23 protein-coding genes are annotated in these 25,128 nt (G+C 66.2%); 10 read left to right on the top strand and 13 right to left on the bottom strand.

The genetic code is table 11. From position 1 onward, the window contains the following. Nucleotides 1-4 precede the first annotated feature (4 nt). Both betA and betI read right to left on the bottom strand, forming a co-directional pair. The gene (betA, locus tag Q8M85_RS21305; RefSeq protein WP_305548477.1) at nucleotides 5-1,654 is read right to left on the bottom strand and encodes a choline dehydrogenase; all 1,650 of its coding nucleotides are present in this window, start codon (nucleotides 1,652-1,654) and stop codon (nucleotides 5-7) included. A 3-nt stretch (nucleotides 1,655-1,657) separates the two neighbouring features. Further along, a complete protein-coding gene (betI, locus tag Q8M85_RS21300) occupies nucleotides 1,658-2,239 on the bottom strand; it encodes a transcriptional regulator BetI (RefSeq protein ID WP_305548474.1) in 582 nt (193 codons plus the stop codon). Between the two features lie 88 nt (nucleotides 2,240-2,327). Here betI and choX point away from each other — a divergent pair, with 88 nt between their 5' ends. From choX to choV, 3 genes are read left to right on the top strand one after another with little or no spacing between them, the layout of a single operon-like run. Then, entirely contained in the window at nucleotides 2,328-3,257 is a 930-nt protein-coding gene (gene choX / locus Q8M85_RS21295) for a choline ABC transporter substrate-binding protein (protein WP_305548471.1), read from the top strand. Nucleotides 3,258-3,311: 54 nt separating this feature from the next. Further along, complete coding sequence (gene choW, locus Q8M85_RS21290) at nucleotides 3,312-4,142, top strand: choline ABC transporter permease subunit (protein ID WP_305548470.1); 831 nt, start codon at nucleotides 3,312-3,314, stop codon at nucleotides 4,140-4,142. Continuing rightward, nucleotides 4,139-5,170: a choline ABC transporter ATP-binding protein gene (gene choV / locus Q8M85_RS21285; protein ID WP_305548468.1), complete on the top strand. Its 1,032-nt coding sequence runs from the start codon at nucleotides 4,139-4,141 to the stop codon at nucleotides 5,168-5,170. Before choW ends, choV begins: the two co-directional genes overlap by 4 nt. 169 nt (nucleotides 5,171-5,339) lie before the next feature. On the opposite strand, the gene topA is transcribed toward choV, so the two are convergent. Further along, a complete protein-coding gene (gene topA, locus Q8M85_RS21280) occupies nucleotides 5,340-7,931 on the bottom strand; it encodes a type I DNA topoisomerase (protein ID WP_305548466.1) in 2,592 nt (863 codons plus the stop codon). Between the two features lie 340 nt (nucleotides 7,932-8,271). Beyond that, nucleotides 8,272-9,423, bottom strand: a complete 1,152-nt coding sequence (gene dprA / locus Q8M85_RS21275) for a DNA-processing protein DprA (RefSeq protein WP_305548464.1) — start codon at nucleotides 9,421-9,423, stop codon at nucleotides 8,272-8,274. A gap of 175 nt (nucleotides 9,424-9,598) precedes the next feature. Here dprA and Q8M85_RS21270 point away from each other — a divergent pair, with 175 nt between their 5' ends. The 5 genes from Q8M85_RS21270 to Q8M85_RS21250 all read left to right on the top strand — a co-directional run bounded on the left by Q8M85_RS21270 (nucleotide 9,599) and on the right by Q8M85_RS21250 (nucleotide 13,255). Further along, nucleotides 9,599-10,873: a 4-aminobutyrate--2-oxoglutarate transaminase gene (locus Q8M85_RS21270; protein WP_305548462.1), complete on the top strand. Its 1,275-nt coding sequence runs from the start codon at nucleotides 9,599-9,601 to the stop codon at nucleotides 10,871-10,873. Between the two features lie 148 nt (nucleotides 10,874-11,021). Further along, on the top strand, nucleotides 11,022-11,288 hold the full coding sequence (locus Q8M85_RS21265; RefSeq protein WP_295074677.1) for a YMGG-like glycine zipper-containing protein: 267 nt from the start codon (nucleotides 11,022-11,024) through the stop codon (nucleotides 11,286-11,288). Nucleotides 11,289-11,385: 97 nt separating this feature from the next. Continuing rightward, a complete protein-coding gene (locus Q8M85_RS21260; protein ID WP_305548458.1) occupies nucleotides 11,386-12,117 on the top strand; it encodes an energy-coupling factor ABC transporter ATP-binding protein in 732 nt (243 codons plus the stop codon). Further along, entirely contained in the window at nucleotides 12,092-12,688 is a 597-nt protein-coding gene (locus Q8M85_RS21255; RefSeq protein ID WP_305548456.1) for an energy-coupling factor transporter transmembrane protein EcfT, read from the top strand. The genes Q8M85_RS21260 and Q8M85_RS21255 overlap by 26 nt, the downstream gene beginning before the upstream one ends. 24 nt (nucleotides 12,689-12,712) lie before the next feature. Continuing rightward, entirely contained in the window at nucleotides 12,713-13,255 is a 543-nt protein-coding gene (locus Q8M85_RS21250) for a biotin transporter BioY (protein WP_305548453.1), read from the top strand. On the opposite strand, the gene Q8M85_RS21245 is transcribed toward Q8M85_RS21250, so the two are convergent. The 4 genes from Q8M85_RS21245 to metF form a co-directional block, all read right to left on the bottom strand. After that, complete coding sequence (locus tag Q8M85_RS21245; RefSeq protein WP_305548451.1) at nucleotides 13,244-14,317, bottom strand: thiolase family protein; 1,074 nt, start codon at nucleotides 14,315-14,317, stop codon at nucleotides 13,244-13,246. The two genes, Q8M85_RS21250 and Q8M85_RS21245, sit on opposite strands and share 12 nt — an antisense overlap. Then, complete coding sequence (locus Q8M85_RS21240; protein ID WP_305548449.1) at nucleotides 14,305-15,447, bottom strand: AMP-binding protein; 1,143 nt, start codon at nucleotides 15,445-15,447, stop codon at nucleotides 14,305-14,307. Before Q8M85_RS21240 ends, Q8M85_RS21245 begins: the two co-directional genes overlap by 13 nt. A gap of 164 nt (nucleotides 15,448-15,611) precedes the next feature. Then, entirely contained in the window at nucleotides 15,612-16,052 is a 441-nt protein-coding gene (gene aroQ / locus Q8M85_RS21235; protein ID WP_305548447.1) for a type II 3-dehydroquinate dehydratase, read from the bottom strand. Between the two features lie 145 nt (nucleotides 16,053-16,197). Continuing rightward, entirely contained in the window at nucleotides 16,198-17,064 is an 867-nt protein-coding gene (gene metF, locus Q8M85_RS21230) for a methylenetetrahydrofolate reductase [NAD(P)H] (protein WP_305548445.1), read from the bottom strand. Between the two features lie 86 nt (nucleotides 17,065-17,150). Here metF and Q8M85_RS21225 point away from each other — a divergent pair, with 86 nt between their 5' ends. Next, on the top strand, nucleotides 17,151-18,056 hold the full coding sequence (locus tag Q8M85_RS21225) for a LysR family transcriptional regulator (RefSeq protein WP_305548443.1): 906 nt from the start codon (nucleotides 17,151-17,153) through the stop codon (nucleotides 18,054-18,056). A 71-nt stretch (nucleotides 18,057-18,127) separates the two neighbouring features. Here Q8M85_RS21225 and Q8M85_RS21220 read toward each other — a convergent pair whose 3' ends face one another. The 5 genes from Q8M85_RS21220 to putA all read right to left on the bottom strand — a co-directional run bounded on the left by Q8M85_RS21220 (nucleotide 18,128) and on the right by putA (nucleotide 24,494). Further along, complete coding sequence (locus Q8M85_RS21220; RefSeq protein WP_305548441.1) at nucleotides 18,128-18,913, bottom strand: inositol monophosphatase family protein; 786 nt, start codon at nucleotides 18,911-18,913, stop codon at nucleotides 18,128-18,130. An 82-nt stretch (nucleotides 18,914-18,995) separates the two neighbouring features. After that, nucleotides 18,996-19,415 (bottom strand): L,D-transpeptidase, encoded by a 420-nt coding sequence (locus Q8M85_RS21215; RefSeq protein WP_305548439.1) that lies wholly within the window; start codon nucleotides 19,413-19,415, stop codon nucleotides 18,996-18,998. Nucleotides 19,416-19,530: 115 nt separating this feature from the next. Continuing rightward, nucleotides 19,531-20,217 carry a DUF1194 domain-containing protein gene (locus tag Q8M85_RS21210; RefSeq protein ID WP_305548437.1) on the bottom strand — a complete coding sequence of 229 codons (687 nt, stop codon included), beginning with the start codon at nucleotides 20,215-20,217 and terminating at the stop codon, nucleotides 19,531-19,533. 55 nt (nucleotides 20,218-20,272) lie between these two features. After that, complete coding sequence (locus tag Q8M85_RS21205) at nucleotides 20,273-21,016, bottom strand: rhomboid family intramembrane serine protease (protein WP_305548435.1); 744 nt, start codon at nucleotides 21,014-21,016, stop codon at nucleotides 20,273-20,275. Nucleotides 21,017-21,047: 31 nt separating this feature from the next. Next, nucleotides 21,048-24,494: a bifunctional proline dehydrogenase/L-glutamate gamma-semialdehyde dehydrogenase PutA gene (putA, locus tag Q8M85_RS21200; protein ID WP_305548433.1), complete on the bottom strand. Its 3,447-nt coding sequence runs from the start codon at nucleotides 24,492-24,494 to the stop codon at nucleotides 21,048-21,050. A gap of 104 nt (nucleotides 24,495-24,598) precedes the next feature. On the opposite strand from putA, the gene Q8M85_RS21195 reads away from it, so the two are divergent. Then, on the top strand, nucleotides 24,599-25,060 hold the full coding sequence (locus Q8M85_RS21195) for an Lrp/AsnC ligand binding domain-containing protein (RefSeq protein ID WP_305548431.1): 462 nt from the start codon (nucleotides 24,599-24,601) through the stop codon (nucleotides 25,058-25,060). Nucleotides 25,061-25,128 lie beyond the last annotated feature (68 nt).

The raw sequence follows: 25,128 nt of genomic DNA, 5'->3' as shown, positions 1-25,128 counted from the left end.
AATTTCAGCGTTGCGCTGTCTTCCAGTTCGGATGGATCCAGGGCTCCTGGTTCGAGGCGGGCAGCGGCGTCCGGCCAAGAATGTGATCCGCCGCCTTCTCGCCTATCATGATCGAGGGTGCGTTCAGGTTACCGTTCGTGACCTGCGGGAAGATGGACGAATCGGCCAGCCGCAACCCCTCGACGCCGATCACCCGACATTCCGGGTCGACCACCGCCATCGGGTCCGACGCCCGTCCCATCCGCGCCGTGCCGCAAGGGTGATAGGCGCTTTCGACGTGTTCGCGCAGGAAATCGTCCAACTCGATGTCGTTCTGCACCTGTGGACCCGGCTGCAATTCCCCCTTGAGATAGGGCTTGAAGGCCTCTTGCCCGAAGATCTCGCGCGTCAGGCGGATGCACCTGCGGAAATCCTCCCAATCCTCGGGATGCGACATGTAGTTGAAGCGGATCACCGGGGCATCGGTCGGGTTGGCCGACCGCAGGGTGACCGATCCGCGCGACTTTGACCGCATCGGGCCGACATGGGCCTGGAACCCGTGGCCTTCCGCCACCGCCTTGCCATCGTAGCGCACGGCGATCGGCAGGAAGTGGTACTGGATGTCGGGATATTCCACGCCCGCCTTCGACCGGATGAAGGCGCAAGCCTCGAACTGGTTCGACGCGCCAAGGCCCTTCCCGGTCAGAAGCCACTGCGCCCCCACCCAGGCCTTGCCCCAGAGATTCCAGTATTTGTAAAGGGTTATCGGCTGGCTTGCCGCGAACTGCATGTAGATTTCCAGATGGTCCTGCAGGTTCGCGCCCACGCCTGGCCGGTCGGCCACGACCTCGATCCCGTGGTCGCGCAGATGCGCCGCAGGCCCGATCCCCGACAGCATCAGAAGCTTGGGCGAGTTGATCGACGAGGCTGCCAGAATCACCTCCCTGCCCGCCCGGATCACCTGCCGCCCGGCACGGGTGTCGATCTCGACCCCCACCGCGCGCTTGCCTTCCATGACCACCTTGCGGGCGAAACCGCGGACGATCTGCACATTCCCGCCAGCCATCGCAGGTTTCAGATAGGCGTTCGCCGCCGACCAGCGCCGCCCCTTGTGGATCGTCGCCTCGAAGGGGCCGAATCCCTCCTGCTGCTGGCCGTTGTAGTCCTGCGTCACCGGATAGCCCGCCTGCCGCCCCGCCTCGATGAAGGCGTCGAACAGCGGGTTGACCCGTGTCCCGCGCGAGACATGCAGCGGGCCGTCCGTGCCCCGGAACTCTGCCCCGGACCCGCCGTGCGACTGCTCCATCCGCTTGAAATAGGGCAGCACGTCGGCATAGGACCAGCCATCCGCGCCCATATCGGCCCAGGTGTCGAAATCCCGTGCGTGGCCGCGGACATAGACCATCCCGTTGATGCTGGAGGACCCCCCGATCACCTTGCCGCGCGGCGTCGCCAGCACCCGGCCGCCCAGATGCGGCTCTGGTTCCGTCGCAAAGCCCCAGTCATAAAGCCCCATGTTCATCGGATAGGACAGCGCACCCGGCATCTGGATGAACGGCCCCGCGTCTGAGCCGCCATGCTCGATCACCGTAACTCGCTTGCCCGCCTCGGCCAGCCGGTAGGCCATCGCACATCCCGCCGAGCCTGCCCCCACGATCACGTAATCTGCATGCATCCCTCAAGCCCCCCGCTGCAATTCGGCTTCGAGGTGGCGCAGCGCCAGCCCCACCGCCATCGCCCCGTCCGGGGCCCCCGATTTCAATACCTCGCGCAGGTACAGTCCGTCGATCAGCGCCCCCAGCGATTCGGCGATCTCTTCCGCCCGAGCCCCCGCCAAGGGCCGCAATCCCGCCACCAGGTTCGACCGCAACCGACGCTGATAGACCGCAAGCAATCGCTTCGCCTCGGGCACCGATTGCGCCAGGACCCAGAAGTTCAGCCAGGCGCCCACTGCCTCGCGCCGGAAGTTGCCGGGGCTGAACGAGGCCCGCAGCACCGCCCGAATCCGCCCCTCCGGCCCCTCTGCCACCGCCAGCGCGCCCCGCACCTCTGCCCCATAAAGCGTCATGATGTGGCGCATGGCGGCCAGGAACATCTCTTCCTTCGACCCGAAATAGTGATGCGCCAGCGCGCTGGACATCCCCGCCCGCTTGGCGATCTGGCTGACCGTCACGTCCAGCGACCCCACCCTGCCGATCTCGACAATGGTGGCTTTTACCAGCGCTTCCTTGCGGATAGGCTCCATTCCAAGCTTCGGCATTTCGGTCTGGCCTCAGAAAACCCTTGCCAAACTGAATAAGGGCGAAGTTTATTGACTCGTCAATCAACAAAAATACGGGGAGCCTGCCATGACCATCCGATCCACCCTCCTCACGAGTGTCGTGACCTTCGCATTGGCCGGATCGGCCTTTGCCGAAGGCTGCGACAAGATCGTCTTCTCAGACGTCGGCTGGACCGACATCACCGCAACCACCGCAGCCACCGCAGTCATCGCGGAAGCTTTGGGCTATGACACCGAGATCAAGGTCCTGTCCGTACCCGTGACCTACACCGGCCTTGCCGAAGGCGATGTCGACGTCTTCCTTGGCAACTGGATGCCCACGATGGAGGCCGATCTCGCCCCGCACCGCGACGCCGGCAAGGTCGAGACCGTCCGCACCAACCTGGAAGGCGCCAAGTACACGCTGGCCACCAATGAAGTCGGGGCCGCGCTTGGCATCGCCGACTTCAAGGACATTGCCACGCACAAGGATGCGCTGGGGGCTGAAATCTACGGCATCGAACCTGGCAACGACGGCAACCGCATCCTGCTGGAAATGATCGAAGGCGGACCCTTTGGTCTGGACGGCTTCGAGCTGGTCGAAAGCTCGGAACAGGGCATGCTGGCCCAGGTCGCCAAGAAGACCGACGCCGGTAAACCGATCATCTTCCTCGGCTGGGAACCCCACCCGATGAACGCCAACTTCAAGATGACCTACCTGACCGGCGGCGACGACTACTTCGGCCCGAACTTCGGCGGCGCCGTGGTCGACACCAACGTCCGCGCGGGCTATGTCGCGGAATGTCCAAACCAGGGCAAGCTCCTGCAGAACCTGACCTTCTCGCTGCCGATGGAGAACGAGATCATGGGCGCGATCCTGAACGAAGGCGAAGACCCGGAGGATGCTGCGAAGGCCTGGCTCGCGGCCAATCCCGACGCCTGGAAGCCCTGGCTCGATGGGGTGACCACCAAGGACGGCGGCGACGCCGTTGCGGCAGTCGAGGCCGCGCTCTCGTAACCACCAAGGCCCCGGGACCAAACCCGGGGCCATTTTTCTGGCCGGGGGGACAGAATGGACTGGCTGACGGATACCAAGATCCCGGTCGGCAAGGTGGCGAAGTCCATCTTCGACTGGATGAAGAACAACCTTTCACCGCTGTTTGACGCCATATCGGCGGTCATGGAGGCGATGATCGAGGGCATCCTCTGGGTGCTGCAGACCCCGCATCCGCTGGTGATCGTAGGCTTTTTCATCGCCCTGACCTGGTATCTGCAACGCAGCTGGAAGGTCTGCCTCGGCGTTCTGCTCGGCTTTCTCTTCATCCTGAACCAGGGCTACTGGGAAGAGACGACGGAAAGCCTGACTCTCATCCTCTCCGCCTGCGTCGTCTGCATGGGGATTGGCGTTCCGGTCGGCATCGCTGCGGCACATCGGCCCCGGCTTTACACGGCGATGGTCCCGATCCTTGACCTGATGCAGACGCTGCCGACCTTCGTCTACCTGATCCCGGCCATCGTATTCTTCGGTCTTGGCATGGTGCCCGGCCTGATCGCCACGGTGATCTTCGTCCTGCCCGCGCCGATCCGCCTGACGCATCTCGGCGTCTCCTCGACCCCCACGGCCCTTTTGGAGGCCGCAACCGCCTTTGGCGCCACCCCGCGCCAGCGGCTGTGGAAGGTGGAACTGCCCTGGGCCATGCCGCAGATCATGGCGGGGCTGAACCAGACCATCATGCTTTCGCTGTCGATGGTCGTGATCGCGGCGCTTGTCGGAGCGAACGGCTTGGGCGTTCCAGTGGTTCGCGCCCTGAACAGCGTGAACACCGCGCTTGGTTTTGAATCGGGCTTCATCATCGTCGTGGTGGCCATCCTACTGGACCGCATGCTGAGGGTGTCGAAATGACCAGGGCAGCCGTTGAATTCGACCAGGTGAGCATCGTCTTCGGCGACCATCCCCAGCGCGCCCTGCCCTTGATGGACGAAGGCAAGACCCGTCAAGAGGTGCAACAGGCCACCGGCCAGGTCCTTGGCGTGCATGATTGCTCGCTGACTGTGGCCGAAGGCGAAATCCTTGTTCTCATGGGGCTTTCCGGGTCCGGGAAGTCCACACTCCTGCGCGGGGTGAACGCGCTGAACCCGGTGGTCCGGGGCGAGGTCAGGGTGCTTGAGAACGACAGGATGGTCTCGGTCACCAAGGCTGACCCGAACACCCTTCGCCGCCTGCGCGCCACGCGGATCGCGATGGTTTTTCAGCAGTTCGGCCTTCTGCCCTGGCGCACGGTGCGCGAAAACGTCGGCCTGGGGCTGGAGCTTGCCGGGATGACACCGGACCAGCGCAAGCCCAAGGTCGACGCCCAGCTGGAGCTGGTGAACCTAAGCCAATGGGCCGAACGCAAGGTCGGCGACCTCTCCGGCGGGATGCAGCAGCGCGTGGGCCTGGCCCGCGCCTTCGTCACCGACGCCCCGATCCTTTTGATGGACGAACCCTTTTCGGCACTGGATCCGCTGATCCGGTCCAAGCTGCAGGACGAGCTTCTGGACCTGCAAGCCAAGCTCAAGCGCACCATCGTCTTCGTCAGCCACGACCTTGATGAGGCGTTCAAGATCGGCAACCGCATCGCGCTGATGGAGGGCGGGCGGATCGTCCAGTGCGGCACCGCGCGCGAGATCATCGCCAATCCGGTCTCGGAATATGTCGCCGATTTCGTGGCGCACATGAACCCGCTTGGCGTCCTGACCGCGCGCGATGTGATGGAGCCGGGCGAGGCTTCGGTCCATGCCCATGAGTTGCCCGCCGAGACCCCGGTCAAGCACATCATGGACCTGATGGCAAAGGGCGTGGCCGAGCTGGTGGTCACAGAGAACGGTCGCAACCTCGGCATGATCCGCACGGCGGGCCTGATGGCCAAACTGATCAACCCGCGGGGCTAGCAACACCTCCTCGAGCACTTCGTGCCCTCTTCGGGAAGCTTCGCGAGGAGTGCACGAAGTGCTCGACGAACCGCTGTTTCAGGCCGGTCCCAAAAGTTAAGACCAGGTAAACAGGAAAACCCAAGCCTTTGGATTCAAAAGGATTCCAGAAAGTGTCCACCGTGGACACTTACTCCGCCGCCGCAGCCTTCTTCTTCGCCGGGGCCTTCTTCGCCGCCGCCTTCTTCGGGGCCGCCTTCTTGGCAGCCGGGGCCTTCGCTGCCGCCGCCTTCTTCGGCGCGGCCTTCTTCTTGCCCCCCGACTTGCCCGCCTTCTCGGCGATCAGGACCAGAGCCTCCTCCAGTGTGACCGCCTCCGGCTCCACGCCCTTGGGCAGGGTCGCGTTGACCTTCTCCCACTTCACATAGGGCCCGTATTTGCCCGGCATGACCTGGACCTCGCCCCCGTCAGGATGCGCCCCGAGAACCTTCAACGGCCCGGCCTTCGCCGCCCCTCCGCGCCGCCCGGCCAGCTTCTGGGCCAGCACTTCGACAGCCCGGTTCATCCCGATGGTGAAGACCTCCTCCACGTCCGGAATGTTGGCATAGACAGACCCATGCTTCACATAGGGCCCGAACCGCCCGATCCCCGCCTCGACCAGCACGCCATCCTCGGGATGCTTGCCCACCTCGCGCGGCAGGGACAGAAGCTGCAAGGCCCGCTCCAGCGTCAGCCCGTCCGGCGTCCAGCCCTTCGGCAGGCTGGCCCGGTCTGGCTTCGGATGAGCCTCCGACGCCTCACCGCGCTGCACATACGGCCCGAACCGCCCGGCGCGCAGGCTGATCTCCACGCCATTCTCGTCCTGACCCAGGATCCGTCCATCCGAGGCGACCGACTCCGCATCCCCCGCCAAAGGACGTGTATAACGGCACTCAGGATAGTTGCCGCAGCCGATGAAGGCGCCTCCCGACCGCGCCGTCTTGAGATGCAGCCGCCCCGTCCCGCAGGTCGGGCAGACACGCGGGTCGCTGCCATCGGCCCGCGCGGGGTAGAGATGCGGGGCAAGGAACTCGTCCAGCTTCTCCAGGACCTCACCGATCCGCAGGTCCGCAGTTTCGGCCACGGCTGCCGAGAAATCGCGCCAGAAGCGGGCCAGAACATCCTTGTAATCGCGCTCGCCGGCCGAGACGTCATCAAGCTGCGCCTCCAGGTCCGCAGTGAAATCGTACTCGACATAGCGGTGGAAGAAGTTCGACAGGAAGGCCGTGACCAGCCGCCCCTTGTCCTCGGGGAAAAGGCGGTTCTTGTCCTTCCGCACGTATTCGCGATCAACGATCGTGGTCAGGATCGAGGCATAGGTCGAGGGCCGCCCGATCCCCAGCTCTTCCATCCGCTTGACCAGCGTCGCCTCGGTGTAGCGGGGCGGCGGCTGGGTAAAATGCTGCTCGGGCGTGACGCCGCCCTTGTCGAGCCTCTCGCCCTGCATGACCTGCGGCAGGCGGCCTTCCTCGTCATCCTCGTCATCGCGGCCCTGGTCGTAGACCTTGAGGTAGCCGTCGAACAGCACCACCTGCCCGTTCGCGCGGAACGCCACCTCACCATCCGGCGAGGCGACATCGACGGCCGTCCGCTCCAGCCGGGCGGCGGCCATCTGCGAAGAAATCGTCCGCTTCCAGATCAGGTCGTAAAGCTTGCGCTGGTCATCCTCGACCCGGATCTTTTCCGGCCCGAGCCCCATGTCCGTCGGCCGGATACATTCGTGGGCTTCCTGCGCGTTCTTTGCCTTGTTCTTGTACATGCGCGGGCTGTCGGGGACGTAATCCGCCCCGAAGCGCCGCTTGATCTCGTCTCGGGTGGCCATCACCGCTTCGGGGGCCATGTCGATGCCGTCGGTCCGCATGTAGGTAATGTACCCCGCCTCATACAGGCGTTGCGCGGCATTCATGCATTGCTTGGCACCCATGCCGTACTTGCGGGAGGCCTCCTGCTGAAGGGTGGAGGTCATGAAGGGCGGCCAGGGGTTGCGAGTGGCAGGCTTCGATTCGACCGCCATCACCTTGAAATCGCGGTGCTTTGCGGCCTGAACAGCCAGTTCGGCTGCCGTGGCGGTGGGGATGTCGAACTTGGTCAGCTTCTTGCCCCCAAGAGTGACCATCCCGGCCTCGAACTCCTGGCCGCGGGGGGTGCGGAAGATGGCCTTGACGGTCCAGTATTCCTGGGCCTTGAAGGCCTCGACTTCCATCTCGCGCTCGACGATCAGGCGGAGGCAGACGGATTGCACGCGACCGGCCGATTTGGCACCCGGAAGCTTGCGCCAGAGGACGGGAGAGAGGGTGAAGCCGACAAGGTAGTCCAGCGCGCGACGGGCAAGGTAAGCCTCGACAAGCGGTGTATCGATGTCGCGGGGTTCCTTCATTGCCTTGGTCACCGCGTCCTTGGTGATGGCGTTGAAGGTGACGCGGGCGACTTTTTTCCCTTTCTTCAGGCTGCTTTGCAGGGCTTCCTTCAGGTGCCAGCTGATTGCCTCCCCCTCGCGGTCGGGGTCGGTGGCGAGGATCAGGGTGTCGTCGGTCTTCAGTGCCTCGGTGATCGCACGGATGTGCTTTTTCGACTCGGGCGCGACTTCCCACAGCATCTCGAATCCCTGGTCGGGGTCGACTGAGCCGTCCTTCGCCGGCAGGTCCCGCACGTGGCCGTAGGAAGCAAGGACCACGAAGTCCGGGCCGAGATATTTGTTGATTGTCTTGGCCTTGGCGGGGGATTCGACGACGACGACTGGCATATTTCCTGAAACTCCCGCGCCCGGCAAATGGCGGGGCAACATGGGGGTGTCGGACCGGCGTTGTCAACCGGGGGGGTTGGGAAGGCTTGGAGCGGGAAGGTGGGCGGCGATGGTTTCGCAATGGTGAAGGCGGAACGGCGCAACACCGGGACGGGGAGAGGGGCGGGCGATGCAAATGCCTGGGAACGCAGGATTAAACCGGGCTTTCCTGAGAAAATCTCAGGTATGGCAGGCGTATGGTTTCCGTCTGTATTCCATACATACGCGCGTCTGGCACGGGCAGCGTTAACCAAAACTGCCGAATCGGCTTTTCGATCGGGCGGTGGGCGGATCGCCCACCCTACTCCACCCGCGCCAGAAGGCCCCCTGGTTGGCGCGCGATGCGGCCGTCAAGTTCCAGCGTCAGAAGTTCGGGCGCAAGTTGGGCCGGGGTAACATTCAGGTCGCGCATGAGCTGATCTTCGGCCAAGGGACTGGGGCCGAGGCGATCGAGGATCATCGAATGAAGAAGCGCCACCTCTTTCAGCGGACGCCGGGGCGCGGCGGGACCGGGAATCGGGGGCAGACGAATCTCGGGTTCGGGTGCGCCATCGCTGGGAGCGCCAAGGGCCTCCAGCACGTCCTGCGGGCTGCGGATCAGCAGCGCACCGTCCCGGATCAGGATATTGCAGCCCGAGGCACGGGCGTCGAAGGGATGGCCGGGGACGGACATGACCTCGCGCCCATAATCGAGCGCGGCGCGGGCGGTGATCAGACTGCCGGATTTCGCGGCGGCTTCGACGACCACGACGGCACGTGACAGGCCTGCGACGATCCTGTTGCGCATCGGGAAGTGGCGGGCCTGCGGTTCCAATCCGGGGGGGTGTTCACTGACCCGGCAGCCGGCAGCGTCAATGGCAGCCGCGAGGGCAGCATTTTCGGGCGGATAGATCACGTCGATCCCGCCAGCCATGACGGCGATGGTGCGACCCGGACCCTCCAATGCGGCTTCATGGGCTGCGGAATCGATGCCGCGGGCAAGACCGGAGACGACGGTAAAGCGCGCATCTGATAGCCCGGTTCCCAGACGGCGAGCCATGCGGACGCCGAGGGAAGAGGCGTTGCGGGCGCCGACCATTCCGATGGCGGGCCGGTTCAACAGGGAGATGTCGCCCAAGGCCCAAAGCACGGGGGGCGCATCGGGGATGTCCATGAGCGCGTGCGGATAATCGGGTTCGCCATGCACCAGAAGCGTCGCCCCAAGCGCCCGGCCCTGTTTCAGCTCGGCCTGGATGACGCCCATCGGGCAGATTTCATAGTCCTCGACACCGGCGGCCCTGGCGATGCCCGGCAGAGCCGCAAGCGCCGCGCGGGCATCCCCATATTCGGCCATGAGCCGATGAAAGGTCACGGCCCCCACGCGACGGGAGCGAACGAGGCGGAGCCGGTCCAGACGCTCATCCTTCGTTGGGGGTGTGGGGTGTGTGGGGTTCGAAAGCTGCCCGTCCGCCATCCGTTGCCTCGCCTCGTTCGCCTGGGCACTCTGCCACTGGACTGGTTAATGAAGTCTGAACGCGGTCTGACGTCGCTCAGCCTTGAAAGCGCGCCGGTTATTTGATCAAATGGCCACAACGTGACCCTGGGGCCAGACAAACGACTCGGGCGGGGTCCTTCAGGGAGCCGGAACCATGCTGAACGCCGAAGTAGCCAAGCGCCGCGACGATGCCATCTCGCGCGGGGTGGGGATGATGACGCAGATCTACGCGGATCGGGCGCTGAATTCCGAAGTCTGGGACATCGAGGGCAACCGCTACATCGACTTCGCCGCCGGGATCGCCGTGGTGAACACCGGGCATTGCCACCCGAAGGTGATGGCGGCGGTGGCGAACCAGATGACCAAGTTCACCCACACCTGCCACCAGGTCATGCCCTACGAGAACTACATCCGCCTTGCGGAACGGCTGAATGAGAAGGTGCCTGGCCCCTGGAAGAAGAAGACGATCTTCGTCACCACCGGCGCAGAAGCCTGCGAGAACGCGATCAAGATTGCCCGCATCGCCACGGGGCGCAACGCCGTCATCGCCTTCGGCGGCGGTTTCCACGGCCGGACCTTCATGGGGATGAGCCTGACCGGCAAGGTCGAGCCCTACAAGAAGGGCTTCGGCGCGATGATGCCTGATGTCTTCCACGTGCCCTTCCCGATGGACGTCCACGGGATTTCGACCAAGGACGCGATGGCGGGGATCGAAAAGCTGTTCAAGGCCGACCTCGACCCGGCCCGGGTGGCGGCGATCATCTTCGAACCCGTGCAGGGCGAAGGCGGGTTCTACCCGGCCCCGACAGACCTGGTGAAGGCGATCCGCAGCTTGTGCGACCAGCATGGTATCGTGATGATCGCCGACGAGGTGCAGACGGGCTTTGCGCGGACCGGGGCGCTGTTCGCGATGGAGGCACATGGCGTGGCAGCGGACCTGACGACGATGGCCAAGGGTCTTGCGGGGGGCCTGCCACTGGCCGCCGTCACCGGCCGCGCCGAGCTGATGGATGCCGCCAACCCGGGCGGGCTGGGCGGGACCTATGCCGGCAACCCACTGGGGATCGCGGCGGCGAACGCCGTGCTGGACGTGATCGAGGAGGAAGACCTCTGTGCCCGGGCAAACGAGCTTGGCTCCAGGCTGAAGCAAAGGCTGGAGGCGATCCGGGCGACGGCGCCGGAGATCGTCGACATCCGCGGGCCGGGCTTCATGGTGGCGGTGGAATTCGCAAATCCGGGCACCAAGGAACCGGATGCAGGCTTCACCGGCCGGGTCCGACTGGAGGCGCTGAAGCGTGGGCTTCTGCTGCTGACCTGCGGGGTATACGGCAACGTTGTTCGCTTTTTGGCGCCAATCACCATTCCTGACGCCCATTTTGCCGAAGCGATGGACATTCTGGAAGCTTCCGTCACCGCGGCACGGCAATAGAGGCCAAGGCGGAACCGTTTGGCCCGTCGCGGGTTGTAGGCACAGCAACGGATCGGTCGGTTTCCGCGCATTGCGCCAATTTCCTGGAGCAAGGCGGGGGTCAGACAGATACTGTCCGTCCGCAGACTCAGCTTTGGAGCAAAAGACCATGAAACGTTTCCTTCTGACCCTTCCCCTTCTGGCCCTGCCGATCGCGGCCTGCACGCCTGCCGAGCAGAATGCGGCGCTGGGTGCCGTGGGCGGCGCTGCCGTCGGCGCGGCGGTGTCGTCGGGTGACGACCGCGAAAAGGGCGCCATCGTCGGCGCCGTGGTCGGTGTGGCCGCCTCGCAGCTGCTTGGCCCCGTGCCGCAGCGCACCGGCAAGTGCTACTACCGCGACCAGTATGGCAATCGCTTCATCGCGGACTGCCGCTAAGACCTTCGCCCCGGCCCCCTTTTGTGGGCCGGGGCAGACCCCTTTCGGACAAGGGGTGAAGCGGCTAGAAGGCGGGTAATCCGCATCCAGGCCGCATATGTCCGACCTTTCCCCAGGCATCGAGCTTTCCTCTGTCCGCGTCACCCTTGGCGGTCGCCCGGTGCTGGACGGTCTGAGCCTGCGGCTGACGGAAGCCCGGATCGGGGTCCTTGGCCGGAACGGATCGGGCAAGACCACCCTTCTGCGCCTGATCGCCGGGCTGATCGCGCCGGATGCGGGGACTGTCCGGGTGAACGGCGCTGACCCATTCACCGACCGAAAGGCCGCATTGGCCTTGCTGGGCATCCTGTTCCAGAATCCCGATCACCAGATCCTGTTCCCCACTGTCGAGGAGGAACTTGCCTTCGGCCTGCGGCAGCAGGGCGCAAGTGCGCTCGAAGCTGACAAGCGAGTGGCCGCACTTCTGCGGACCGAGGGCCGCGCCCATTGGGCGAAGGCTCCGGTCACGAGCCTGAGCCAGGGGCAAAGGCATTACCTGTGTCTTCTGTCGGTGCTTCTGATGCAGCCCGAAACGGTCCTGCTTGACGAGCCGCTGGCGGGTCTGGACCTGCCAACGCAAGCCCGGCTGGCCCGCCGCTTTGCCGCGCTGCCGCAGCGGCTGATCACCATCACTCATGACCCGGCCAATCTGGTCGGGGCGGACCGGGTCATCTGGCTGGAAGCCGGGCGCATCGTGGCGGACGCTCCTCCGACCGAGGTTCTGCCTGCCTTCACGGCCGAAATGGCCCGTATCGGAGAGCGCGATGCTGACGCTGACCTCGCCGGTTGAGACCTGGGCGCACCGGCTGCCGGCTGGGGGAAAGCTGGCAGTTGTTGCCGTCGGGACAACGGCGCTTTTCCTGGTGGGATCACCCTGGCTGCTGGGCGGGGCCCTGGCGGGGACGGCCTTGCTTTATCTGACCGGCGGTGTTGCGTTTTCGGGATCCGCGTTACGTCAGCTTTGGCCGCTTTGGCCCTTTGTGCTGATCGTGGGCCTTTGGCATATCTGGACCGCGGAGGTCGCACAGGGTGCGGCGATCCTGTTGCGGATGGTGTCTGCGGTAGCCTTGGCGAATTTCGTCACGATGACCACCCGGCTGTCGGACATGCTGGGCGTGTTCGAGCGGATCGCGAAGCCACTGTCGCCGATCCTGCCACCACGGCGGCTGGCGCTGGCCTTCGCGCTGGTCATAAGGTTCATTCCCGTGATGCTGGACCGGATGGGCCTGATCCGGCAATCCTGGACCGCCCGTTCCCCACGCGCGCCGCGCTGGCGGATCATGGTTCCGGCAACGCTGGCCGCCTTGGACGATGCGGATCGGGTGGCGGAAGCCTTGCGGGCGCGTGGCGGAGCAGGTTAAAGGGCAGGACCTTCGGAGGACCATATGGAACGCACCCTGACGCACGTCGCCCTTTTCGCAGCCCTGATTGCAGTTCTGGGACTGGTGCCGAAGCTTGACCTTGCGGCGGGGGTCCCGATCACGGCGCAGTCTCTGGGCATCATGCTGTGCGGCACGGTGCTTGGCGCCAAGCGCGGTGCCCTGGCGGTGCTGCTGTTTCTGGCGCTGGTCGCGGCTGGCCTGCCCCTTCTGTCGGGCGGGCGCGGCGGGATCGGAGTCTTTGCCGGGCCGTCCGTCGGGTTCCTGGTCGGCTTTCCTGTCGCCGCCTTCGTCGCGGGCTGGGTGATGGAGCGGACGACGCTTTCCCCCGCCGTGGCGGCCACCGCAGCTTCGGTCATCGGCGGGATCGGGGTGCTTTATGTCTTCGGGATCACCGGCATGGCGATGATGCTGGACAAGACCCTGTCCGAAGCCGCCTTCCTGTCCTTTGCCTTCCTGCCGGGCGATGCGGTCAAGGCGGTGATCGCGGGACTGGTGACGCAAAGCCTGGCCCGGATGCGCCCCGCATCGCTTTTGTCACGCGCCTGAGGCGTCCACCAGAAGCGCCGTCCCGATCCCCCCCGCTGCCGCGATGGCGGCAAGGCCCCTGCCCTGCGTCAACCCGTGAAAGAGCCGGACCGCGAGGATCGCGCCCGACGCGCCGATGGGGTGGCCGCGCGCCAGACCGCCGCCGCCCGGGTTGACGATCTGCGGGTCGAGACCCGCCGCGTCGATCACGGCAAGGGCCTGAACGGCATAGGCTTCCATGATCTCGGCTTGCTGAAGCGCGCTTCCGTCCCAGATGCGGCGAATGGCGGCGACGGGGGCGAGACCGGGTTCCTCCGGGTTGCCGCCGACGGTCGCGCCGCCAAGAAGCGCAAGACCCCTGCCCTGCGCGATCCGGTCCGAAACGACAAGGCAGACGGCGGCGGCATCGGCGGCGACCGCGGCGGTCGCGGCGGTGATGCTGCCGGTCAGGATCGGGGCACGGGCAAGAAGCCCCGGGCCAAGCGCGCGCGGGAAGGCATCGCGGGCGACCCCGTTCAGGACCACGATTTCGGCGGCAAGATCAGCGACCAAGGCCTTGGCGTGGCTTTGCGCGGCCCACGCCTCTTGCCGATTGCGCGGGATCGACAGGCGGCGGGCAAGGGCTTCGGCGGCCTGGCCCATGTCGGGGTCGCGGTCGGGCCAGGGGGTAAAGGGGGCCTGGTCATAGGCGGCGGGCGGGCCGCCCCCCGGGTCGGTCGCAAGGCGAAGCGGACGACGGGAATAGCTTTCGACACCCCCCGCCAGGACAACGTCGGCGGCGCCGCAGTCGACAAGGGCTTTTGCCAGCAGGATCGCGTCCAGCCCCCCCGCGCATTGCCGGTCGATCGTCAGGCCCGCCACGGTTTCGGGCAATCCGGCGGCAAGCGCCACGCGCCGGGCGGGGTTGCCGCCTGCGCCCAGGGCGTTGGACAGGATGACCTCGTCAACCTGGGCCGCCCCGATGCCTGCATCGACGAGGCAGGATTGCAGAACCGGGGTGGCAAGGTCCTCGATCCGAAGACGCGAAAAGGCCCCGTTGCGCGGGACGACAGCGGTACGGCGGGCGGCGATCAGGCGCGCCACAGACTTGCCTCCAGCGCCTTGAGGTCTGTCTTGCCAGAGGGCAGCGTCGGCCAGTCCTGTCGCCAGACCAGCGCCTTGGGGCATTTCAGGGGACCAAGGTCGCGGCGCAGGCGGGTGAGGATGGTGGCCTCTTGCGCAGGGTCGCCTTGCAGGACCGCGACAAGGGCGTGTCCGCGTTTGACATCCGGGACGGGCAGAACGGCTGCACGCGCAACGCCGGGCAGGGTTTCGAGGAGCGTCTCGATCTCTTCGGGAAAGACGTTCTGGTCGGCCACGGTGACCATCCGTCCCGCGCGGCCTTTCAGAAACAGGAACCCGTCTTGCAGTTCGCCGATCTCTCCGACCGAGAGCCAGCCGTCGCGCCAGCGGGGTATGACGGGAGTTGAACGGAGCGCTGGCGCGCACGCCTGTGTCTCGCCCATTGCGCGCGAAGGGCGCGCAACAGGCTCGGTCATGCCTCCGGCGGGGATATTTGGGCAAAGATGAAAATCGCAGACGTCACGGAGGAAGAGGTAGGGGCTGCGGACCCAGACCTCTCCGCTGGGGTCCAGTTGGAGATCCACGCCGGGATAGGGGCGACCGACGGACGTGATCGGGGTCGCCTCGTCCGCCAGGGTGATGAAGCTGGTCTCGGCGGCCCCGTAGAACTCGCGGATCCGGGCGTTGGGGGCGAGGATGGCGAGGGCCGTGCGCAGGGCGGGGTCGAGCTTGGAGCCGCCGACAAGGATCAGGCGGAGATCGGGAAGCGGGCCGGGGCCAAGGATCAGGCGCAACTGGGCGGGGGTGGCGTAGAGATGGGTGATCTGGCGGTCGCGCAGGGCGACGCGCTGGCGGTCGGGGCGAAGGTCCGCGAGCAGGTGGACATCGGCGCCAAGGTGCAGACCCTCGATGGCACCGTAGAGCGAAAGGGAGTGGATCAGGCGACCCAGGACCGCAACGCGCGCGCCGGGGCCGATGCGCAGGTTGGCGTTGATGACGAAGCTTGCGATCCACGAGGCTTGGGTGCGGCGGATGCGGCGCGGCTGGTCGGTTGAGCCGGAGGTGAGGGTTTCGAGGATCGGCTGGTCATGGGCGTCTGGCGGCGGCTGATCGGGCGCGCCGATGCGGAAGGCGGCGCTGGTCATGGCCATGGCCAGCCCCGTTGGGCTGTCAGGCAGGATCGCCCCCGCCGCTGGTGCAGCGCGCGACCGCTCACCGTCCTGGGGATGCGATGGAGGAGGGGAGCCGGCCGTGGCAACCTCTGTCCCTGCACTGTCGTACAGCCGGGCCCCGGGGTGCCAGCGGAAGCGTTCGGTCATGCCTGCAGAAGCGTGGCGATCCGGCGAAGGGCCAGCAGGTAGCCCTCGGTCCCGCAGCCCGCGATCACCCCGTCGGCGCGGGCCGAGACGTAGGAATGGTGCCGGAACGCCTCGCGCTTGTGGATGTTGGAGATGTGAACCTCCAGCACCGGGCCGTCATAGGCGTTCAGCGCGTCCAGGATCGCGACCGAAGTGTGCGAATAGGCACCGGGGTTGATGATGATCGCGGCGGAGGCGCCGCGAGCCTCGTGGATCCAGTCGACAAGCTGGCCTTCGTGGTTCGATTGCCTGGCGCGGATCGTCAGGCCCAGTTCCTCGGCAAGGTCTGCGACCCGGGCGATCACATCGTCCAGCGTCTCGCGCCCGTAGATCTCGGGCTGGCGGAGGCCAAGGAGATTGAGGTTCGGGCCGTTCAACAGGGTGACAAGCTTGGGCATATCGGGGTCCGCCGGTAAGGTGGCGCGAGATTAGCCGATATGGCCGGAGCGGCAACGGGCAAAAAAGGTGGCGGCTTTCCGGGCGCTGCTGGGGACAGACCGGAAAGCCGCCCAGGGAGACGACGTTTGCCCTTGGGGGCTGATCTCAGGCCACTTTCTCCAGAACGACCTCGGGCAGGATGCCAAGGGCGCGGACGACTTCGCGGGTCAGGTGCGGGCGGTTCAGGGTGTAGAAATGCAGGTCCTCGACCCCGCCCTGGAGGAGCTTGTCGCAAAGCGCGGTGCATTGGGTCAGCGCCAGAAGCTCCTCGCGACCGTCGCGGGCGGCGGTGGCAAAGGCTTCGTCCAGCTTCTGCGGCACGCTGGTCCCGCAGCGGCGGGCGAATTTCTTGGCACCGTCCCACGAGGTGATCGGCAGGATGCCGGGGATGATCGGGGCGGTGATCCCGGCCTTGGCGCAGGCGTCGCGGAACCGAAAGAAGGTATCGGCGTCGAAGAAGAACTGGGTGATGGCACTGAAAGCCCCGGCGTCGATCTTGCGCTTCAGCCAGGTCACGTCGGCAGTGCTGTCGGCGGCATCCGGGTGCGGCTCGGGATAGGCCCCGACGCGGATCTTGAACTTGCCGGTGCGGGCCAGCTTTTCCACCAGTTCCACCGAGTTGGCGAAGCCCAACGGGTGCGGGACAAAGCGTTGCGCGCCTTTCGGGGCGTCCCCGCGCAGGGCCACGATCTCGGTCACTCCGGCGGCGGCGTAGGATTCGGCGATGGCCAGCGTCTCGGTCCGGGTCGCATCGACGCAGGTCAGATGCGCCGCGACCGGCAGGCCATAGTTGCGGTGGATGGTCGAGACCGCTTCATGCGTGAGAGTGCGGGTCGTGCCGCCCGCGCCGTAGGTGACCGACACGAAGGAGGGCTGCATCGGGGCCAGCGCCTGCACCGTTTCCCACAGGCGGAACGAGGCGTCCAGCGACTGCGGCGGGAAGAATTCAAAGCTGATGCGGGGCGTGGTCATGATGGTCTCCTTCAATGACCCTCTTGTCGCAGATCGCGGCATGTGAGACCAATTCATAATTCTCACCATCTTGATGAGGTTCATTCATGTACGTCGAGCTGCGCCACTTGCGGACGATACGCGCCATCCAGCAGGCCGGGGGCCTCGCGCGGGCTGCGGACATGCTGAACATGACGCAGTCCGCCCTGAGCCATCAGGTGAAGGGGCTGGAGGATCAGGCGGGGATGGAGCTGTTCGTGCGGCGGTCGAAACCGATGCGCCTGTCGGCGGCGGGGGTCAGGATGCTGCGAGCGGCGGAGCGTATCCTGCCCGAAATCGACGCGATGGAGGAGGAGTTCCGCGCGCTTCGGGCGGGCCGGACAGGCCGCCTGCACATCGCCATCGAATGTCACGCCTGCTTCGACTGGCTGTTTCCGGTGTTGGAAATGTTCCGCCACGCCTGGCCCGAGATCGACGTGGACATTAGGGCGGGCCTGGCCTTCGAGGCGCTGCCGGCGCTGAACCGCGAGGACGTGGATCTGGTGATCAGTTCCGACCGCGAACCGCCACCGGGGATCGTGTTCAACCCCCTTTTCGATTATCACCCGACCTTTGTCGGATCAGCCCAGAACCCCTTGGCGGCGAAGGAGTTCATCACGGCCGAGGATTTCCGCGACCAGGTGCTGATCACCTATCCGGTCAGCCGCGACAAGCTGGATGTGTTCGCCGAGGTGCTGACGCCCGCCAAGGTGGAACCCCGCGCGCAGCGGACGGCGGAACTGACGGCGGTGATCCTGATGCTGGTCGGGTCGAACCGGGGGGTGGCGGTGCTGCCGGACTGGGTGATGCGCGAGGTCAAGACCAACGCGGATTACATCACGCGGCCCCTTGGGCCGGAGGTGGTGACGAAGCGGATGTATGCGGCAACGCGGGAAGAGGATGCGGGAAAGCCCTACATGGCGCATTTCCTGCGGCTGGCGCGGAGCGAGCCGGTGAAGCTGCAGCGCGGGTAACGCTCGTCGATGACTTCGTCACTCCTCGCTGGGCGCTCTCCCGACGAGAAGCCGAAGGCGCACGAGGAGGTTTACGCGCGGATCGTGTCGGCCATCGCCTTGAAAAGCCCGTCGTTCGCCGCGATCAGTGCGCCATCCAGCGGGTCGGTGCCGGTCCGCAGGCCCTCGACCAGGCCACCGGCTTCCTTGACCAGCAGCACGCCGGCCGCAATGTCCCAGACCGACAACTCACGCTCCCAGTAGCCATCGAAGCGGCCCGCCGCGACGTAGGCGAGGTCCAGCGAGGCGGCCCCCCAGCGGCGCACACCGGCGCAAGCTGGCATCAGGCGGCCCAGGTCCTTCAGCATCGCGGGCAGGGTCGACTTGGCACCGAACGGCACGCCGGTCGCAAACACCGCCTCGTGCATCGCGCGGCGGCCCGACACCCGCAGACGGCGGTTGTCGTTCAGCCAGCAGCCGGCACCCTTTTCGGCCCAGAACATCTCGTCCTTGGCCGGGTCATAGACCACCGCCGAGACGATCTCGCCCTTGTGCTCCAGCGCGATGGACACCGCCCAGTGCGGCATGCCGTGCAGGAAGTTCGTGGTCCCGTCCAGGGGATCGACGATCCAGCGCCGGGTCGGGTCGGCCCCCGGCGTCACGCCGGTTTCCTCGCCGATCCAGCCATAGGTCGGGCGACCGCCAAGGAGTTCTTCCTTGATCAGCCGCTCGGCCTCACGATCCGCCTTCGAGACGAAATCCCCCGGCCCCTTGGTCGAGACCTGCAGATTCTCGACTTCGCGGAAGTCCTTTACCAGGCTGCGGCCCGCCTTGCGGGCAGCCTTGATCATCAGGTTGAGGTTGGCCGAGCCCTGCATTGTCCGCTCCCGCAGCATTTCAAGCCCGGCGCTATAGCGGGTCGGGGCGCGGAAAGGAAGGGGCCCGGTTTCGAGGCCCGAGCTACTGGACGATCACCACGCGCATGTTCTCCATCCCCTCGGCCTTGACCATGTTGAACAGGATCTTCGCGTTGTCGGGATGCAGGCGCACGCAACCGCGGCTGGCCGGCGCACCAAGATGCTTGATCTGGTCGGTGCCGTGGATCGCATAGTGCCCGTCATAGAAGATCGCAAAGGGCATCGGCGCGTTGTTGTAGCGGCGTGACCGATGGTTCTTTGACAGGAACTCGGGCGCGTAGGTGCCGGTCGGCGTGATCTTGCCCCGCTTCGCGGTCGAGACGGGCCAGGTAAAGAGCAGCCGACCCTCGTGGTAGACCTTCATGGTCTGCGATGCGATCGAGACATGGGCCACGACCCTTTCGGCCAGGGCGGGACCGGGCAGGAGCAGGGCCAGCAGAAGCGCGGCAAAATGGCGGCGCATGGTTACCTCCGAATTTATCGAACAATCCCGGGAAGAATTCCCGTGTGGTCTTATCAGTCAATGAAAAACTGGCGAAATTCGGGTCAGTATTTCCGCATCTGTGGCGGTTTGAAGGTCAGCCGCGGGACGGAGTGACCGAAATCTGGCCGATCATCGGTCCCTGAAGTTCGCGCAGAAGCTTGCGTCGCAGCGCGTCGGGATAGTCTGACTGGCGCGGCGCAAGTTCCACGAAGGCGCCCGGGCCACGGATCACTTCGGTCTGGTAGTATCGGACGATGTCAGCCTCGTGCTCTCCCACCGCCAGGCCATTGACGGTGATCCCGGTGAAATCCTCGCGCTCGTAGGTGCGGGCAACCGAAATGCCGTCGTTGTTGCGCCCGTCGCCCGCCACGTCGATCACCCGTCGGTCACATTCGGGCGCGTCGCCCATCAGGTCCAGCCCGTAGCTCAGCGCGTCGCCCAGTGCGGTGGCCAAGGGGGCCTTGGGGCGCGGGGTGCGGCGGACCTTCCAGATTGCTGCATCAAGGGCTTCGGGGCTGTCCAGGACGACCCAGGGCTGAACGAGATCCTGGAAGCCGCGCCCGGACCAGTAGTAGATCGCCAGCGCCACATCGCCCTCTGGCCGGAAGATCGCGGCGCGGACGTCCTTGTCCTGAAGCGCCAGGGCCAACCCCTCGGTCTGGATCGCGTAATCCTGCGAATCGATGGAGCGCGAGACATCGACCGCCAGCGCCAGGGCGAGACGGCAGTCGGCCTCGGCGGATGTGGTCAGACAGAGGCAGGCGCAGGCAAGGCGGAGCATCGGGAGACCCTCCCCGCCCGTGACCTTACGCCAGCCCGCGCGGGACGCAAAGTCTTCAGCGCTTGCGGCGGACCAGGGGAACGTTCGACCGCGCGGCGTCGAACTGCGTCTCGGGGTGCGGCGGGTGACCGGCGGTCTGCTGCCAGTAGGCCTGCGCCCCGCGCCGCAACCAGACGGGCACCGTCAGCACGAGACCCGCGCCGAAACCCCCGACATGCGCCCAATAGGCGACGCCACCCAGATCGCCGGGCGTAGAGACACCCGAGAAGATCTGGATCGCCAGCCAGATGCCCAGAACGATCCAGGCGGGAATGGCGAAGATGCGGAAGAAGATGATGAAGATGAACAGGACATCGACCTTTGCCCTGGGAAACAGAAGCAGGTAGCCCCCCATCACCCCCGCGATCGCCCCTGACGCCCCGACCATCGGCACTATGGACCCCGGATCGGGCAGCGCCTGCGCCAGACCCGCAGCCACCCCGGCGGCAAGGTAGAACAGAAGGAAGCCCATGTGCCCCATCTCTTCTTCCAGGTTGTCGCCGTAAATCCACAGGAACAGCATGTTCCCGGCCAGGTGGAACCAGCCGCCGTGCAGGAACATCGAGGTGAAGATGGTCTCCAGCCCCTCGCCCGACAGGAAGCGGGCCGGGATCAGCCCCCAGGTCCAGAAGAACTCGCCCAGTTGGTATTCGTTCATCGAGACGAAATAGCCAAGGAATACCAGTATGTTGATCGCAATCAGCGCGATGGTGACATAAGGGGTCTGGCCCGAGGGGTTGTGATCGCGGATCGGAAACATGGGCGCAGACTTTCCGATCCGCGAAGGGGCGTCAAGCGTCGGCCACGGCGGCCAGAAGCTGCGCGTTGCCGCCCGAGGCCGTGGTGTCGATGCAGAGATGCCGTTCCAGATGCGTGTGACCCATGTCCGGTGCGGCGATCAGCGGCAGGATCGGACCCGGGCGCGTTGCCAGTGCCTGAGCATAGGGACGGCCGGCCTCGGCCCCGCCCCACCAAAGCGCGCCGGAAAAGCCGGGCAGCTTTGCCAGAGCCTCGGGCGGCAGGCCCGGGGCCTCGACCGCGTGGCCGCCCAGCTTGCGGACAGCCTCGGCCTGAGCCAGCGCCGTCGCCCGTCCGGGGCCGAGGCAAAGGAGCGGCGCGCGCGGCGTCAGCGTCAGGCGGTTCGATTCGCCGGTCGGACCGGGCATGTCCTCGGCCTGTGGGGCGGATGCAGGCCAGGGGGCGGACAGGGCCTTGGCAACCTCGGCGGCTGCGGTGACGGCATCGTCGGGGGTGGCGCGCGGGGTCTCGGCCCTGGTGAACCGCGTCAGGTAGTGCGGGCCGCCCGCCTTGGGTCCGGTGCCCGAAAGCCCCTCGCCGCCGAAGGGCTGCGACCCCACAACCGCACCGATCTGGTTGCGGTTGACGTAGGTATTGCCGACCCGCATGCCGTCGACGATGTGCTGCACCCGGTCGTCGATGCGCGAGTGCAGGCCGAAGGTCAGGCCGTAGCCCGTGGCGTTGATGGCGGCGATGACCCGGTCGATCTCGGACGCCTTGAAGGTGGCGATGTGCAGGACCGGGCCGAAGATCTCGCGCGGCATGTCCTGGATGCCGTTCACCGACAGGACGGTGGGGGCGATGAAGGTGCCCTGCCCCGGCGCCATCAGTTCCTTCAGCACCCGCCCCTCGGTCCGGGCCGCATCGACATAGGCGCGGATGCCCGCCTGGGCCTCGGCGTCGATCACCGGGCCGACATCGGTGGCCAAGGCCCATGGATCGCCCAGCGCAAGGTCCTCCATCGCGCCGAACAGCATCTCGGTGACGGTTTCGGCCACGTCCTCCTGCACATAAAGGCAGCGGAGCGCCGAGCACCTTTGTCCAGCCGACTGGAAGGAAGACGCGATGATGTCGCGCACCGCCTGTTCGGGCAGCGCGGTGGAATCGACCAGCATGGCGTTGAGGCCGCCGGTTTCGGCGATGAGCGGCGCCGTGGGGTCAAGATGGTCGGCCATGCTGCGGCGGATTGCCTGCGCCGTCTCGGTCGAGCCGGTGAAGGCCACGCCGTTGACCCTTGGGTCACGGGTCAGAGCCGCACCGACAGAGCCGTCGCCGGGAAGAAGTTGCAGCGCCGTCGCGGGCACCCCGGCCGCCAGAAGGTGATCGACGGCGATGCAGGCGATCAGCGGGGTCTGTTCGGCGGGCTTGGCCAGGACCGCGTTCCCGGCGGCAAGCGCCGCGCCGATCTGGCCGCAGAAGATCGCCAGCGGAAAGTTCCACGGGCTGATGCAGGCAAAGACGCCCCGCGCGGGGTGGGACTGCTGCGCCTGGCTGCCGTAGTAGCGAAGGAAATCCACCGCCTCGCGCAGTTCGGCCACGGCGTCGGAAAGGGTCTTTCCCGCCTCGCGCGCAAGAACCGCGAAGATGCGCCCCATATCCGCCTCCATCCGGTCGGCGGCGCGGTTCAGGACCGTCGCGCGTTCCTGCGGTGCGGCGGACCAGGGTTCGGCCAGGCGAAGGGCCGTGTCCACGTCCGGCAGGCCCGCCGTGGTGACATGGCCGACCAGCGCGCCCGTGGCCGGGTTCAGGACCGCAAGCTGCGGGCCGCCGACCACGCGACCGGCAAGGCGCGGCGCGGCGTCGATGCGGGCGTCGGCAAAGGGCGCGCGGGCGGCTTCGATGGCCGCAAGGTCGGCGGCATCCGTCAGGTCCCAGCCCTGGGAGTTCTTCCGCGCGCCGAACAGCGCCGGGCCGGTCGCCAGCGCGGGGCTGGGAATGGCAGACAGCGCCTCGATCGCCGTCAGCGGGCAGGCCGCGACGGTTTCCGGGGGCACGTCCTCGTCGACGATCTGGTTGACGAAGCTGGAGTTCGCGCCGTTTTCCAGCAGGCGACGGACGAGATAGGCCAGAAGATCGCGGTGCGCGCCGACCGGGGCGTAGATGCGGCAGCGGGTGGCGTTGTCCGTGAGGACGATGTCGTGCAGCCGCTCGCCCATGCCGTGCAGGCGCTGGAATTCGTAGTCCATCGGCGTCAGCCCCTGCTGACCTGCAATATGCAGGATCGCGGCGACGGTATGGGCGTTGTGGGTGGCGAATTGCGGATAGATGCGGTCGGTCAGAGACAAAAGCTTGCGGGCATTGGCGACGTAGCTGACGTCGGTCGATTGCTTGCGGGTGAAGACCGGGAAGCTTTCCAGCCCCAGGACCTGCGCGCGCTTCACCTCGGCGTCCCAATAGGCGCCTTTGACCAGCCGCACCATGATCTTGCGGTCCAGCCGGACGGCCAGCGCGTGCAGCCAGTCGATCACCGCGCCGGCGCGGCGACCGTAGGCCTGCACCACCACCCCGAACCCGTCCCAGCCCTTCAGCGCCGGATCGGACAGCGTGGCCTCGATCACCTCCAGCGACAGGGCCAGGCGGTCGGCTTCCTCGGCGTCGATGTTGAAGCCAAGGCCCGCCGCCTTTGCCAGCGACGCCAAAGCGCGGACGCGGGGGACCAGCTCCTCCATCACCCTTTCGCGCTTGGCGACCTCATAGCGCGGATGCAGCGCCGAAAGCTTGACCGAAATTCCGGGATTGGTGCGGATTTCATTGCCCTTGGCGGCGCGGGCGATGGCGGTGATCGCGCGGGAATAGGACAGGTGATAGCGCCGCGCGTCGGCTTCGGTCCGCGCCGCCTCGCCCAGCATGTCGTAGCTGTAGGTATAGCCCTTGGCCTCCAGCTCCTCGGCCCGGTCCATCGCCTTGTCGATGGTTTCACCCAGGACGAAGTTGCGCCCCATTTCCTTCATCGCGCGGGAGACGGCGGTGCGGATCACCGGCTCGCCAAGCCTGCGGACCGCGCCACGCAGCGCCCCGGCGATGCCACCCTCGCGGTCATCCAGCACCTTGCCGGTCAGCATCAAGGCCCAGGTGGATGCATTGACGAGAGAGGACGCAGATTTGCCAAGATGGCGGCCCCAGTCCGAGGGTGCGATCTTGTCCTCGATCAGCGCATCCATCGTCTCGGCGTCCGGAACCCGCAAAAGCGCCTCGGCCAGGCACATCAGCGCGATGCCTTCGTCGGTGGAGAGACCGTATTCGGCCAGGAACACCTCCATCAGCCCCGGCTTGGCACTTGCCCGGATGCGGCGCACAAGGTCGGCCCCTTGCGCCACGATGGCGGCACGGGCGGGTGCCTCCAGCGCGGCCTCGGCCACCAGGCGCTGCACCAGCGCGGTTTCGTCGGTGAGGGTGCCGGTGGTGATGACAGACCAGGCAGGGGCGGAATCAGCGGGCATGGGGGCACCTTTCTTTCCGCCCAGCATATCGCGAAATCGGCAGGCTGTTTTCCTGAAAACGATATGATAGGCAGGCCAGAGTCTGAGAACTCAGGAATTACGCCATGCCAAATGACCGCGCCGATCTGGATCGTTTCGACCTGGCGATCCTGCGGGTCCTGCAGACCGAGGGCCGCATCGCTGCGGTCGAGCTTGCCCGGCGGATCGGTCTGTCCAAGTCTCCGACCCAGGCCCGGATGAAGCGGCTGGAGGAGACGGGGATCATCACCGGCTACCGCGCGATCCTGGACCCGATCAAGATGGGTCAGGCCCATGTCGCCTTTGTCGAGGTCCGCCTGTCGGACACGCGCGAGGCGGCGCTGACCGCGTTCAACCGGGCGGTCCTTCTGGTGCCCGAGGTCGAGCAGTGCCACATGATGGCATCCAGCTTTGACTACCTGCTGAAGGTGCGCACGTCGGACATCCAGTCCTATCGCCGGGTTCTGGGCGAGGTGATCAGCGCCCTGCCCCATGTCGCCAGCACCTCGACCTATGTGGCGATGGAGGCGGTGAAGGAGGTCTTCTAAGGTAAGGTGGGCGATCCGCCCACCCTACTTGGCGCAAGACCGCGGCAAGGCCGGTGCAACTTCCCGTC

Source organism: Tabrizicola sp. (assembly GCF_030694085.1).
Lineage (GTDB): Bacteria > Pseudomonadota > Alphaproteobacteria > Rhodobacterales > Rhodobacteraceae > Tabrizicola.
Note: the sequence above shows the minus strand (reverse complement) of the source record. Positions and strands in the feature narration are given on the sequence as shown.